Annotated in this window: 16 protein-coding genes, 1 tRNA gene and 1 pseudogene; 10 read left to right on the forward strand and 8 right to left on the reverse strand. The window is 63.2% G+C overall.

Annotation, left to right across the window (positions count from 1 at the left end; genetic code table 11):
• The 8 genes and pseudogenes from ACOJTD_RS24735 to ACOJTD_RS24770 all read left to right on the forward strand — a co-directional run.
• Positions 1-354 (forward strand): annotated as a pseudogene (locus ACOJTD_RS24735) (glycosyl transferase family 2); the annotation flags it as partial.
• A 318-nt stretch (positions 355-672) separates the two neighbouring features.
• Positions 673-748, forward strand: a tRNA-Lys gene (locus ACOJTD_RS24740).
• A gap of 419 nt (positions 749-1,167) precedes the next feature.
• A complete protein-coding gene (locus tag ACOJTD_RS24745; RefSeq protein WP_420135497.1) occupies positions 1,168-1,797 on the forward strand; it encodes a hypothetical protein in 630 nt (209 codons plus the stop codon).
• Between the two features lie 11 nt (positions 1,798-1,808).
• A complete protein-coding gene (locus tag ACOJTD_RS24750; protein WP_420135498.1) occupies positions 1,809-3,107 on the forward strand; it encodes a radical SAM protein in 1,299 nt (432 codons plus the stop codon).
• 161 nt (positions 3,108-3,268) lie between these two features.
• Positions 3,269-3,514 carry a hypothetical protein gene (locus ACOJTD_RS24755; protein WP_420135499.1) on the forward strand — a complete coding sequence of 82 codons (246 nt, stop codon included), beginning with the start codon at positions 3,269-3,271 and terminating at the stop codon, positions 3,512-3,514.
• A gap of 584 nt (positions 3,515-4,098) precedes the next feature.
• Positions 4,099-4,290: a hypothetical protein gene (locus tag ACOJTD_RS24760; protein WP_420135500.1), complete on the forward strand. Its 192-nt coding sequence runs from the start codon at positions 4,099-4,101 to the stop codon at positions 4,288-4,290.
• A 224-nt stretch (positions 4,291-4,514) separates the two neighbouring features.
• Positions 4,515-5,300, forward strand: a complete 786-nt coding sequence (locus tag ACOJTD_RS24765) for a MetQ/NlpA family ABC transporter substrate-binding protein (RefSeq protein ID WP_420135501.1) — start codon at positions 4,515-4,517, stop codon at positions 5,298-5,300.
• Between the two features lie 87 nt (positions 5,301-5,387).
• Positions 5,388-6,725 (forward strand): phenylacetate--CoA ligase family protein, encoded by a 1,338-nt coding sequence (locus ACOJTD_RS24770; RefSeq protein WP_420135502.1) that lies wholly within the window; start codon positions 5,388-5,390, stop codon positions 6,723-6,725.
• A 55-nt stretch (positions 6,726-6,780) separates the two neighbouring features.
• On the opposite strand, the gene ACOJTD_RS24775 is transcribed toward ACOJTD_RS24770, so the two are convergent.
• Positions 6,781-6,984 (reverse strand): hypothetical protein, encoded by a 204-nt coding sequence (locus tag ACOJTD_RS24775; protein WP_420135503.1) that lies wholly within the window; start codon positions 6,982-6,984, stop codon positions 6,781-6,783.
• An 84-nt stretch (positions 6,985-7,068) separates the two neighbouring features.
• Positions 7,069-7,470: a RidA family protein gene (locus ACOJTD_RS24780; RefSeq protein WP_420135504.1), complete on the reverse strand. Its 402-nt coding sequence runs from the start codon at positions 7,468-7,470 to the stop codon at positions 7,069-7,071.
• 184 nt (positions 7,471-7,654) lie between these two features.
• Here ACOJTD_RS24780 and ACOJTD_RS24785 point away from each other — a divergent pair, with 184 nt between their 5' ends.
• Entirely contained in the window at positions 7,655-8,539 is an 885-nt protein-coding gene (locus tag ACOJTD_RS24785; protein WP_420135505.1) for a DMT family transporter, read from the forward strand.
• A 20-nt stretch (positions 8,540-8,559) separates the two neighbouring features.
• On the opposite strand, the gene ACOJTD_RS24790 is transcribed toward ACOJTD_RS24785, so the two are convergent.
• The gene (locus tag ACOJTD_RS24790) at positions 8,560-8,802 is read right to left on the reverse strand and encodes a BrnA antitoxin family protein (RefSeq protein ID WP_420135506.1); all 243 of its coding nucleotides are present in this window, start codon (positions 8,800-8,802) and stop codon (positions 8,560-8,562) included.
• 309 nt (positions 8,803-9,111) lie between these two features.
• Here ACOJTD_RS24790 and ACOJTD_RS24795 point away from each other — a divergent pair, with 309 nt between their 5' ends.
• Positions 9,112-9,327 carry a hypothetical protein gene (locus tag ACOJTD_RS24795; RefSeq protein ID WP_420135507.1) on the forward strand — a complete coding sequence of 72 codons (216 nt, stop codon included), beginning with the start codon at positions 9,112-9,114 and terminating at the stop codon, positions 9,325-9,327.
• 328 nt (positions 9,328-9,655) lie between these two features.
• On the opposite strand, the gene ACOJTD_RS24800 is transcribed toward ACOJTD_RS24795, so the two are convergent.
• The 5 genes from ACOJTD_RS24800 to ACOJTD_RS24820 form a co-directional block, all read right to left on the reverse strand.
• Complete coding sequence (locus ACOJTD_RS24800; protein ID WP_420135508.1) at positions 9,656-10,594, reverse strand: Crp/Fnr family transcriptional regulator; 939 nt, start codon at positions 10,592-10,594, stop codon at positions 9,656-9,658.
• A 140-nt stretch (positions 10,595-10,734) separates the two neighbouring features.
• The gene (locus ACOJTD_RS24805; RefSeq protein WP_420135509.1) at positions 10,735-11,595 is read right to left on the reverse strand and encodes an SDR family oxidoreductase; all 861 of its coding nucleotides are present in this window, start codon (positions 11,593-11,595) and stop codon (positions 10,735-10,737) included.
• A gap of 142 nt (positions 11,596-11,737) precedes the next feature.
• Entirely contained in the window at positions 11,738-12,235 is a 498-nt protein-coding gene (locus tag ACOJTD_RS24810) for a ferritin-like domain-containing protein (RefSeq protein WP_420135510.1), read from the reverse strand.
• Positions 12,236-12,306: 71 nt separating this feature from the next.
• Complete coding sequence (locus tag ACOJTD_RS24815) at positions 12,307-12,942, reverse strand: cysteine hydrolase family protein (RefSeq protein ID WP_420135511.1); 636 nt, start codon at positions 12,940-12,942, stop codon at positions 12,307-12,309.
• On the reverse strand, positions 12,939-13,310 hold the full coding sequence (locus ACOJTD_RS24820; RefSeq protein WP_420135512.1) for a hypothetical protein: 372 nt from the start codon (positions 13,308-13,310) through the stop codon (positions 12,939-12,941). The genes ACOJTD_RS24815 and ACOJTD_RS24820 overlap by 4 nt, the downstream gene beginning before the upstream one ends.
• Between the last annotated feature and the right edge of the window lie 29 nt (positions 13,311-13,339).

Here is a 13,339-nt window from a genome sequence, read left to right on the forward strand (position 1 = left end):
AACCGCACCTCGAAGGGTGGCCTGACGATGATGTCGGTCGACTTTCAGGCGTTCTGGGAGGCGGTGATCGGCGTGCTGCTCTTGATCGGCGCCGGCGTGCTGGTGGCGTCCAACAGCTTCCGGCAGATCACCGAGATCTACATCTTCGCCGGCGTGCTGGTGCTGCAGAGCCTGCCGTTCCTGGCGGCAGTCGCGATCGCCATCCTGGAGAACTCGCGAATCAACGCATTCCAGTGGTGGACCGCAACCCGCATCCGCACCGCCGAGCTGATCGGCCTGCGTCCGGTCACGCTTCCCCCGGCGATCCCGGCACGGCAGAAGGTCGCCCAGGAGATCCACACCGACGCGGCGTGAGGCCGGGCGTCGTTCGCCGCGACGCCGTCCCACGCGGATCTGCCGTGATGCTGCCCGGCGGGCCCTCCCGAAGCACAGCGCGCTCCCTCAGCGGTCCGCGTTTCAAGCCTCTGAACGCGTCATGGCCGGGCTCGTCCCGGCCATCCGCGACTCGAGCTCAACCGCAGCTTCCGCCGTGCATTTCCGCCGCTGCATCGCCGGATGAGCATCCGTCCGCAAATCCCTGTGCAAACGGACCAATCCGGCCCAAACATGGAACCGCGCCCGCTCCCGGCCTATTGACCCGCGCGCCCCCGCCCCCTACACAGCCCCCCACGTGAGCGCGTAGCTCAGCCGGTAGAGCACGTGACTTTTAATCATGGGGTCGAGGGTTCGAGTCCCTCCGCGCTCACCATGAAGTTCTCGATTTAGCTGCCTTTCCTTCGGCAAGCCCGCTGATCTGAGCCGCCGATACGCCGCTCTCACAGCCATCCAAAACTCCTTTGGCCCTGCCCGAGAAGAAGCCTGGCGACTCCGTTCGCCTGGCGCGCGGTGGCGTGTTCGCCAACCATGACCGCGACCGACACTCTCCTTAACAGGGAACCGCCCAAAGTTAAAATCTCCGGTTGATTCAACGCAAAGACGTAGCTACGGGATACCTTTAACTTGGGAGTGTGTTCTGTTGCGCTCATTGCCTAGGTCCCCTGCTGGCCACGATTTCAACCTGAAAGCGCAAAGGCTGCGACTCGTCTCCGCGATCGCCTGCCGACACGTCTGCAACCGCTCGGTCTTCTGATCGCTCCAAATCCCGATTTGTCGAGCGTCGACCGGTCGATGGAGTTTGTGCATCTCGACGAGGTCGTGATGCACAACGTCAAAGCCGGCATGAAGTGCATCGACATCGGTGCGTTCTCCGGCGTCTACGCCAAGATGTTTGTCGCTGTCGGAGCAGCCGCTGTCGCGGTCGAAGCCTTGCCCGCGTCCGTCGAAGAACTCCGCAAGCGGATCGGGCGGCGTTGTGAGGTGCTGCCCGCGCTGTTTGCCGACGACCGACGCCCCTACAGCATCACCAACAAGACCGAGATTCGAATGATCGGCGATGCCCCGGTCTTCGAACCCTCGTCTGCGGCGATCGTCGACATCGAGTCGACGACCTACGACGCGACGTTCGGTGACAAGGATCAACCGGATTTCGTGAAGATCTCCGGCCGCCACGTTTGCGAGGCACTGCTCGGCGCACACACGCTGCTGACATCGAAGAGCAGCATCGCCTTCGTAATGGACCAGCGCTATCTGCCGGCTCGGCACAGGCACGACGAGTTCTGTCTTTACGATCTGCTCCGCCGATCGGGCCGCAGCATCTACAGCTGCGCGGGCTACGTCGCCGGCGATCGCCCCCTCACGGTTTGGGAATTCACCAAGCGGGCCACCCACGGGTGGAAAACGTTCATCGCGGTAGCCTAGGAGCGAGCGACATGAATGAGATGATCGGGCACAAGTTCAAGAGCTACGACCATCGGCCGCCGAAATCGGTCGAGAAATTCCGCGATGAGAATGGCTATCTGGTGATTCCATCGCTGCAGATCTACGCGGCCGACCATTGTACGCAGCGCTGCCAGTTCTGCACGACGTCGTCGCCGCATCGTCGCGCACATCAGGGCGACGTCGATGGCTTCATCAAGTACATCAACCGGATGTACGATCAGCGAGTTAAGTTCGATACGATCAATATTCTTGGCGGCGAGCCGTTTCTGCACAAGAACCTCGCAGACTTCAATCGCCGTCTGCGGGCCGGCATGGCCTATCGTGCGCGCTTCCTAATCACCAGCAACGGCTTCTGGCTGGGCGAGATGGACGAATATCCGTCGGGACTGGAAGCCGGCGACGGCATTACGTTCTCGCGCTATTCGGATGTCATTCACGATCTGGGCGGTCTCGATCGTTACAACTCCCTGGTCGAGAAGCTGAAGCGGACTCGACCCGAAGAGATCAGCACCAACGACGCGTTCCATTTCCGGGAGTGGCACTTCACGGAGGAGCCCCGCTTCGGCTATCCGCTGGATTGCGAACTCGCGGACAATGTGAGCCTCACCGACACTGGTGAGGTCCACCGCTGCTGTGTGGCGCCGGCGTCGCGCTTCAGCCCTCGTGTAACCAAGGCCTTCCTTGATCGCGTCGATGAACTCGAATACCGGATCGACCGGGAGGAACAGGGGGTCGAGCTGCGAGACTGGCTGAAGTCTCCCCTACCTGACGCTTGCGCTTACTGCACGGCGCACGCCGAGACACCCTACTACCCGTTGCGAAGCCTGTCGGTCATCGGCGATCAGATTCCGTTCACGGACGGGCAGAACAATGACATGCTGGTCAGCGGCTTTGCTCCGCCCGAAGCCGCGGGCGTCTGGACCATCGGCCCGGAAGCCGTGATCAGCTTCCCCAAGCTCCCTCAAGGCCGCACGCGCTCGCCCAACCTGACATTTCTGTTCGCCGCCACGCCTCATCTCAGTTCTGTCGTGCCGGAAATGAACGTGACGATCGAAATCCCTGGCACGACCTGGAGGGATCGCTGGGCGATGCCGCCGCGCCATCCGCAACAGTTCTTTGGCAACACGACGTTGTACACGCTGTTCGTACCGAACGAGATCGCCCAATCCGTCTCGCCACTACAGCTCAAATTCAACATCGATAGGTGTCACAGCCCGCTCGAGGCTGGCTCGTCGCCCGACTCCCGTCCTCTTGGCTTTTTCCTGCAGTACGTGATCGTCGAAATCTGAGACCCTGCCGCCGCACCACAGCTGCGGCGGCCATCACCCCCGTGCACGTCAGGACGAACGAGCCTGTGACAGTCTCGGGCGTCTCAGCTTCGTTCTGACGCATGGCCTGCCGGCTCCAAAGCTGCGACCTCTGGACTGAGATCGGCCTTCGGAGGATGTGGATGATCTGGGCTTTGTTGGCCATTCTGGTCGTGGCCGGCGCGGCCGCGATCGTTAATGACGGTGTCTATTCAGGCAATCTGTTCGAGTCCGACCTTGTCGTCCGAACGGCCATCCTGATGGCGCTCGCATTGTTCATCGGACGCGGCTTCCTGCGGCGCGGGGTGTCGGTGAACTGGCTCAAGCACGGCGCGATCTGGCTGGCGATCGTGCTCGCTATCGCTCTGCTGTATCGCTGGAGCCAGTGAATCCCGCCGCGACGACTTTCCAGGCAGTTGAATGCTCCGGCTTGTGGCCGATGTCGCGAGTATGAGTCTCGCCCGGCGTCTCGCACTAATGCGAGGCGCTTGTAGTTGCACGACAGCACATTTTCCTCGTCGAGCTCCGCATCGCGCACGTGCCGTTTCATCACCGAATACACGCGAGGCAAATCGACCTTATTTTTTGGCATGCGTTGACTTGATGCCGGGCTCTGGCAGAGTTTGCTTCGTTCGATCCCTGTTACGGATCGGATCGCGGGATTTGACGGAGCAGCTTGCGCCGCGGGTTTAATCGCTAAAGCGCCACGACATGGTCGTGGGCTCCTTGTTACTTGGAGACCGGCTCATGAAGAGCATTGCCTCACACCTTTACGTCTCAAACATTGACGCAGCCACGCCCCGTTTTCCGGCCGCGTCCCGGCGTCTCACGGCTTCGAGCGGACTGATCCCCTCCTCCTCGCGGTGTTGTTGCTGTCGTTGCGCGCTCGGCTGACGCCGGCGCGATCCAGAACACCAAACATCACCGATCATCAGGAAATTCAGGAGGCACTGGCTTCGCCAGTTGAACACTCATGTCCGACGCCTACGTCATCGAAGTTCACTCGCGCACCGCCGGCATCGTCGTCCGAGACGGCCGTAACTACTGCTTCTTCGCTTCGCATCACGACTTCAACAGCCTGGAGCGCCAGGAGTTCGGCTCGCTGATCGCGGCCCAGAAGGCCGCGACGCGTTGCGCCAAAGAAACCCGTCCGCGGCTGCAATAAGGCGCCAACGACCGCGGCGGCCGGACGGTCTCGCATCAGCCCGGCCTCCGCGCTCTGCCGAGCGCCTCTCTCATCATCACGAAACGAAAACCTCCCGGCAGCTTCTCCAGGAGAACATCGACCTTGTTTCAGGGCCGAATACGAAATGGCCGCACGCTGTGTCGGCTTGTAGTTTCCATCCACCATGACCGTCGCATTGGTCATCACTCGAAGGTTCGCATCACATGACACGGAAGTTCGCATTCGCCGCAGCGGCGCTCGCTGTGCTGTCGGCCGTCTCGCCTGCCTGGAGCAGCGAAGTCGTCCGCATCGGCACCACGGCCGGTCCCTACGCCGAGATCCTCCGCTATGCCGGCGATCTCGCCGCCAAGCAGGGCATCGAGCTGAAGATCACCGAATTCACCGACTACACGGTGCCGAACGCCGCGCTGGCGCAGGACGATCTCGACATCAACAATTTCCAGCACCAGCCCTATCTCGACAACCAGGTGGCGCAACGCGGCTATGACATCGTGTCGATCGCCAAGAGCATCATCGTGCCGATCGGGATCTATTCGAACAAGGTCAAGAGTATCGCCGACATCAAGACCGGCGCCACCGCGGCCATCCCGAACGAGCCGTCGAACGGCGCGCGGGCCCTGCAGCTGTTCGAGAAGGCCGGCCTGATCAAGCTGAAGCCTGGCATCGGCATCAAGGCGACCATCGCGGACATCGCCGACAATCCCAAGAAGCTGAAGATCGTCGAGCTCGACGCCGCGCAGCTGCCGCGCTCGCTGAACGACCTCGACTTCTCGGCCGTCAACCTCAACTACGCGCTGAGTGCCGGGCTCGACCCGAAATCCGCGCTGCTGCTGGAGGGCGCCGACAGCAACTGGAATCTGGTGTTCGCGGTGCGCGCCAAGAACAAGGACAACGCCACCCTGAAGAAATTCGTCGAGATCTATCGCTCGCCGGAAGTCAAAGCGTTCACCGAGCAGCGCTTCAACGGCACCATTCTCACCACTTGGTGAGACGCCGCCGGTCGACGACGTCCGTCCTTCCATCGGCAAACGCGACCGGCCCCCGCGGCCGGTCGTCCGCTTTCAGGACCACCGCACATGACCACGACTTCCGACGACCGCCCCTATTGGGACGCCAAGCTCGAAACCCAATCGCGCGCCGACTGGGACGCGCTGAAATTGTCGCTGCTGCAGAAGCACGTCGCCCACGCTTACGCCGGATCGCCCGCCTATCGGGCCGCGTTCGATGCCGCCAAGGTCTCGCCCGCCCAGATCAAGTCGCTCGACGACATCCGCCGCTTCCCGCTGATCGACAAGCGCAGCTTACGCGATCGCCAGCTTGCGGTGCCGCCGTTCGGCGACCTCGTCGCCGTGCCGGAGCGCGACATCGTCTACATCTCGGCGTCGTCCGGCTCGACCGGCGTGCCGACCGCCTCGCCTTTCACGCAAGCCGATTTCGATGGCTGGATCGACTACGAGGCGCGGCAGTTCTGGTCGTCGGGCATGCGCCCCTCCGACCGCTACGTGCATTCGCTGAACTTCTCGCTGTTCATCGGCGGCCCCTGCGTGCTCGGCGCACAGAAGCTCGGCGCCCTGACGATCCACGCCGGCACGTTGCCGTCCGAACGCCTCTTGCAGATCTTGCGGCAATTCCAGGCGACGGTGATCTGGACCACGCCGTCATATGCCTGGTACCTCGGCGAGACCGCGATCAAGGAAGGCTACGATCTGCGCAAGGATCTCGCCGTGCGCCGGATCTTCGTCGCCGGCGAGCCCGGCGGCTCGATCCCGGAGACGCGCGATCGCATCGAGCAGCTCTGGGGCGCCTCGGTGTATGATTACTACGGCCTATCCGACATTTTCGGTTCCTGCGCCGGCATGTGCGAGCAGAAGGATGGCCTGCATTGGGCCGAGGATCACATCCTGGTCGAGGTGATCGATCCGGACAGCGGCGAGCCGGTGAAGCCGGGGGACCGCGGCGAGATGGTGCTGACCACTCTGCAGAAGGCCGCGCGGCCAATGATCCGCTTTCGCACCGGCGACATCGTCAGCTTCAATCCGGAGCCGTGCCGCTGTGGCCGCACCGCGATCCGCCTCAATGGCGTCCATGGCCGCCGCGACGACATGCTGATCATCAAGGGCGTCAACCTATTCCCGAGCGACGTCGAGGCGGTGGCTCGGCAGGACCATGAGCTGACAGGCGAGTATCGGCTCGTGGTCGACCGCATCAACCATCTCGACCGGCTCACGGTCGAGGTCGAGCACATCCACGGCTACAACGGCGCGCCCGAGCATCTCGCCGATCGGTTCGGGCGCAAGCTGAAGGCCGTCACCGGCGTCTCGGCGGCCGTTTCAGTGCTGAAGCCCGACTCGCTGCCGCGCGCCACGCACAAGGCCAAGCGCGTCGAGGACCGGCGAAGCGGCGTCTGGAGCTGAGGCCGCCTCTCTAGTTCAAAAAGCGTGCGACCGCCCCACCGGGCGGCCGCAGGGCTCAGGCGCGCTGTTTCGGCGCGGCGAGCTGCATCGCGGTGCGCTTGATGGTCTTGGCGACCAGCAGCGCCTGCTCCTTGGTCATGGCGAAGTCCTGCACGCCCTTTTGGGTGGTGAGCGACAGGATCATCACCTCTGGCTGGTTCTCCGGCCAGCCGGTCGAGAAGCCATGGACGAAATCGGCCGAGGTTGAACGCTGGGTCATGGATCGAACTCCTTGGAAGCTGGCGGGCTTGTTGGCGGAAACCCGCTCCGCTGGCAAGACCCGCCGGCGTCGTCCGGAAACGCCCTAACGCGCCGGCACGAACGCCGTGACCTCGATCTCGACCTTGGCGCGGGCATCCACCAGGCCGGAGATGTACAGCAGCGTCGAGGGCGGGAAATGCCGCCCCAGTGTTTCGCGCCACGCAGCGCCGATCCCCGGCCCGGCAGCGGCGTATTCCTCGCGGCTGGTCAGATACCAGGTCAGCCGGACGATGTGCTCGGGGCCTGCCCCGGCTTCCTTCAGCAGGGTCACCACGCGCCTCAGCGCTGCGCCCACCTGCACGGCGAGGTCGTCCGATTCGTATTCGCCCTGATCGTTCGTGCCGGTCTGGCCAGCCAGCACCAGCCACTGCCCCGGCCCGATGAACGCTACGCCGTGTGAGAAACCCTTCGGCTTGGCCCAATCCGCCGGCTGCAAGGTCCGCATTCGTTTTCTCCCCTTGGCGAGCCGACTGTCGCGGCTCTTTGCACCTGAAGATCCGCATCGGGGCACAGGACCTGGCGGAAATCAACCGCGCCCATACGCCCAGCGGTTGCCAAGCGCGGCACGGTCGCCGATACAGCAGGCGGAAACGCCGCGGCGATCAGAACATCAGAAAAATCACCCGCAAATGACCCGACAAGCTTCGAAGAGCATGGCCGCGCTGTGGATGGCCGGATGGCTTGGCCTGATGGTGATCATCGCCGTCGCCGGCCGTGAGGCCGCGCGCGAGCTGCATCTGTTCCAGGTGATGGAACTACGCTCGACGCTCGGCTTCCTGATGCTGTACCCGCTGATCCGCGCCGCCGGCGGATTCGCCGCGATGAAAACGACGCGGCCGTGGTCGCATATCGGCCGCAACGTGGTGCATTACACCGCACAATATTGCTGGTTCGCTGCGCTGCTGATGATCCCGATCGGCCAGGTGGTAGCGATCGAGTTCACCATGCCGATCTGGATCGCGATCCTGGCGGCGATCTTCCTTGGCGAGCGCCTCAACCCCGGCAAGGTCGCCGCGGTGGTGCTCGGCCTCATCGGCGTGATCGTCATCGTCCGTCCTGCCACCGGTTCGGTCGAGCCCGGTCAGCTGATCGCGCTCGCCGCGGCATTCGGCTTCGCGATCTCGATCACGATCGTGAAGTCGCTGACCCGGATCGACAGCACGCTGACCATCATGTTCTGGATGCTGATCATCCAGTCGACGCTGGGGTTCTTCCCGGCACTTTACGTCTGGCATTGGCCATCGACCACCGGCTGGATCTGGATCGTGGTCATCGCGTTCTGCGGAACGTTCTCGCACTACTGCATGGCGCGCGCGCTGACTTACGCCGACGCCACCATCGTGATCCCGATGGACTTCCTGCGCGTGCCGCTGACCGCGACCGCCGGCTGGCTGCTTTATGGCGAGCGGCTCGACATGTACACCGTGCTCGGCGCAGCGCTGATCCTGTCCGGCAACCTGCTCAACCTGCGCAGCGCGCCGCGCACGCCCGCTGCGAGCAAGTCCACGGAATAAATGCGGACTCTGCTTGCCGATTATAGTCCCGCGGCCTTGCGCAGCGCGGTGTTGATGCGGTCCTGCCAGCCGGGACCATCGGACTGAAAGTGCTCGAGCACGTCCTGGTCGATCCGCAGCGAGACCATCTCCTTCACGCCCGGCAGAGCCTGTCGTTTCACCTCCGGTGTTTCGACAGGTTTGGTCGTGACCTTCTTGAACGCCGCTTCGGCTTCTGTGCGGGCATCGTTCAACGTGCGTGGACGGCGGGGCGGCTGAGACATGGAGTCCTCTCTGGTGAGTGATTAGTCAGCAGCGCTGACGGATGGCGAGTGTATGGCGACGCGAACGAACTGAAACAAAGCGGAGCACGGCTGGTAACTAACTGTTTACGCCGAGCTGCCGCGAGTTTGCGCAATCTGCGCAGGCACTACGCAACACGACTGCGGCGTGACGCCGCTGCGGCGCGGGCGCTGCATTGCGGCGACGAATTTCTCGAAACGAACGCATTTCTGTTGCGACATCGTCAGAGTTCCGGGTGTATAGTTCGTGCAACTCGGAAGTTCAGCCCACTGGATGTTGAGGAGGTCACGATGCCAGCGTTCGCTGAGTTCCTGTCGACCAAAGCCCCTCGTCCGGCTCCGCGTGGATGCGAGCTGCCGGCCTGCCCGGTCTGCGCGGATTCGATGATCGCGGCCGAGGCCTCGGCGTATCTGACCGAGAACATCATCAGCTATCTGTGGACCTGCGACACTTGCGGTTACGGCTTCGTGACCAAGCATGCACTGAAGCGCTTCGCCTGTAATTGACGAGCACTGACGAGTGTGTGCATCGCGCGCACTTCTTTGTCCACTATTTAGCGCCTCCGGTGCGCATTGGGTTTGTCTGTAAAAACAAGCTCGAACGACGATCCGCCGAGTGTGGCGTACTGAGCTACACGTAGCACGTAGAAAATTGGGGCACGCCGTCGGTTCTGGTCAACCGATGGCGCACCGATTCCCACTGCGTGGCGAAGCGATTCTCGGTCGACGACAATAGGCCGAGAATACGGGTCGGACAAAATCGACAACGGCGAGAGCAGTGACGATTGCGGAGGTCGCGGGCGGGCATATTAACCTGCGACGACGAACCCGAAGATCAGGAGGTCAGCGGCGCCGCTCGGCCTCCGCGCGGCGCCAAGTCGTCCCACGCGGGAAAACGGCCGCTCATTTCCGGTAGCGGATCGACCGACGTGGCAGTTTGCAGATAAGCAGGGTCGAATTCGGCGATGGCGTAGAGCTTTCGGCTGCGAATGGTCAGCCGCCCTTGCACTAGCTCGATCAAATCGCGGCTCCGAAAATGCTGCAGCACGCGGTTGATGTGAACATAGGACAACCCCAACGTATCGGCGAGTTCGCGCTGGGTGAAGGGAAACGCCACCGTTTCCGGTGAGGATCCCCTCCAACGCTGGATCCGGTACGAGACCTCACACAGAAAATGCGCGACTCGGGCCTGCCCGGAGCGCCGGCCAAGCCAGATCAACCACTCACGCTGGATCGCGGCGTGTCGCGCGGTTTCGCACCACAGCGCGCGGACGATGGCCGGGTAGCTGGACAGCAACGGCAACAGTTCGGCGTGCGGCACCTCGAGCACAACCGTCGATGCCGAGACGTAGATCGAGGCGCGCGCGTTGCGCAGGACGAGATCGCCCGGGTTGAGCAGATCACCCGGCAGGAACACCGCGACGATCTGCTGACTGCCGTCCTCTAATGTCCGTGCCGCATAGGCGGTGCCGGAGCAGAGAAACACCAGCGCTCTGGCGCGGCTGCCCTCCTGGATGACGAACTCCCCTTTGGCAAATTGCCGCGGCGCGCGCGCGGCGGCCAGCAGCGCCTCCTGGTCCTCGTCGAGTAGACCCAGCCTGGTGGAAACTCTGGCCATGAAGGAAGCGAACCGGTGCGGACGCAGGGCACTTGCGGGACGGCCGCCGACCGCCGACGCGCTCGACGATTCAAACTCAGCACGCACGTCTGCAGGCGCCGCGCGATGCGCAGCGCCCTCGGAATGGTGGCCCTTTTGTCGGTCCTGCCTACCCACGAGGGTCGGCTCCCCTGAACAGTGGCTCATGGTGGGGCTGCAACGTGTGAAAGCCTCCCAATGGTCCTCAAACTTCATCCGAGCGGGGCAGTTCCCGAAAAGGTTGGCCGGGTGGCGTACCTTCGCATTGGCCGACCGGCTCAGATAAAGGGGCGCCCGCCGGTCACTGCCACCGTGGTCCCGGACGTGTAGCTCGACAGCGGATCGGCCAACATCACATAGGCGGTTGCCAGCTCGGCAGGCTGACCGGCGCGCTGCATCGGCGTATTCTTGCCGAAGCTCTCCACTGTCTCCTCCTTCATGGTTGAGGGGATCAGCGGGGTCCAGATCGGGCCAGGCGCGACGGCGTTGGCGCGGATGCCCTTTTCCGCCAGCATTTGTGCGATCCCGGCAGTGAAGTTCTGGATCGCCCCCTTGGTGGTCGCATAAGCGAGCAGCGAGGGATTGGGCATGTCGGAATTCACGGAAGCGGTGTTGACGATGGCGCTGCCGGGCTTCATGTGCGGCACTGCGGCCTTGGTCAGATAAAACATTGCGTGGATGTTCACGCGGAACGTCAGTTCCCACTCCTCGTCGCTGATATCGCCGATATCGCTAAAGGTCGCCTGATGCGCGGCGTTGTTGACCAGAATATCGATTCCGCCGAATTCATCGACCGCCTTCTGCACAACCGCCTTACAGTGATCGGCGTATTGCAGATCGCCGGGCACCAGCACGGCCTTGCGGCCCGTCTGCTCGATCAGCGCTTTGACCTCGGCGGCATCGTCGTGTTCCTCGAGATACGAGATCATTACGTCGGCGCCCTCGCGCGCATACGCGATCGCGACGGCGCGGCCGATGCCGCTATCGCCGCCGGTGATCACGGCTTTCAGGCCGGTCAGCCTTCCGGATCCTTTGTAGCTGCTCTCGCCGTGATCCGGCCTCGGCCGCATCGCGGCGGTCGCGCCGGGCATCGGCTGCTGCTGTTTCGGAAATGGCGGCTTCGGATAAGATGGCGGCATGTCGTTCTCCGGTGGTTGATGCATCAATTGATCACATCGACCGTCGTTCCTTCCGCCTGCCGTTGCAGCAGAGGTGGGCGCAAAACGAAACGGCCGGGGGCAAGCCCGGCCATAACGATAAGACGCTACAACCCGTCTTTGGTCAGGCAGTCGCCTGGGCGACGCGAACGTAGGACCGCGTGACGTTGTCGATGTTCTGATCGATCCACGCGGCCATCGCCTCTTCTTCCTTCAGCGAAGCCTGCAGCAGCGGCTTGGCGGCCGACATGCCGGCGAGGTCCGCCAGCGACAGCAGCGACTTGTAGGCCGCGATTTCGAAGTGTTCGAACGCGTTGTTGGCGAAGGTGTTCTTCAGGATCTCGTCCGGCATCACGGTGTGTGCCAGCGCCGCCATGTTGCCCATCAGCGACTGCGTCGTGTCCTTCAGGGTCGAGGAGCTTTCACCGACCGACGCGAGGCATTCGTCGAGCCGCTTGAGCTGGGTCTCGGTCTCGTGCAGATGTGCGGTGATGCGGGCCTTGACGTCCGGATATTCGTCCAGCCGTTCCGACTGACGCTCCATCATCTCGCGGGCCTGGGTTTCCATCGCGTGCGCGTTGCGCAGCCCGGTAATGAAAATCTCGCGTGCGTCCTGTGCCATGTGTAGCTCCGTATTTGTGTTTCGTCGTTGAATCGCGGCACCAACGTGGTGCACAGGCCCGTGTTCCTGCTTCAAACCGGGCGGAACGCGATGTCGCGCCCAGGCTCCCACAGGCTGTGCAGATCGCCGATCGACACCAGATCGATTTGCTCGTGAAAGCGCGTGCGGTACATCGTCATCAGAGCGTCATGGCCGGGGTCCGACGAACTACACAGCGCGTCTTCGACCAGCACGACGCGATAGCCGAGATCGACCGCATCCAGCACCGTGGCCAGCACGCACACGTCGGTCTCAGCGCCGGTGATCACCACGGTGCCGACGCCGAGCTGGCCCAGCATCGTCGCCAGGTTGGACTGCTTGAAGGCGGAATACACCGGCTTGTCGATCACCAGCGCCGGAGGCGTCAGCCGCGCCAGGTCGGGCAAGAGATCGAGTTGCTGCGGCGGGAGATGCTGCAAGGTCGCGGCCTCCCAGCGTCGATAGTACCGCTGCCAGCGGCCGACACAGTCCTCGGCGCGCTGCGGCGGAATGAACCGTGTAAAGATGGTCCGGTCGCGATATCGCGACGCGACCTCGGTGATGGCTGGGCCGACGCGCGACATCCACGGCGTCTCCCACACACCGCCGGTCGAAAAGAGACGCTGCATGTCGATGCAAAGATGCGCAGCCTGACAGATCGGCTCGACGGTCTCGATGGACTTCGTCACGGTGTGGTGGATCGGATGGTGTGAGGAGACGAGTGTGGCCAGCGCTCGGTGATGACCACCAGCAGCAGCGCCAGCCCGCCGATGACCGCCGGTGCCCAGGCGGACGTGCCGAGATCGAGAGTCGCTGCGAGCATGAGCATCGCCACACCGAACGCCGCGTCGAGGATCAGGTGCATCGGCATCGGCAGCAGACGCACCGCGCCCCATTCGTAATCAGTGATCAGGCTGTAGCCGATGCCGAGACAGCCCAGCGCGACGAAGCACCAGCGCGCCCCACTTTGCAAACCGGCCAGGAAGGGCAGCGCGATCACCAGCGCCGACACCAGGTAGTCCAGCAAGCCGTGCCATTTGGTGGGCAACCGCCGCAATCGTCTCTCCTCTTTGGCGAGCGATATCC

The sequence above is a fragment of the Rhodopseudomonas sp. genome (assembly GCF_048594845.1).
Taxonomy (GTDB): Bacteria; Pseudomonadota; Alphaproteobacteria; order Rhizobiales; family Xanthobacteraceae; genus Rhodopseudomonas.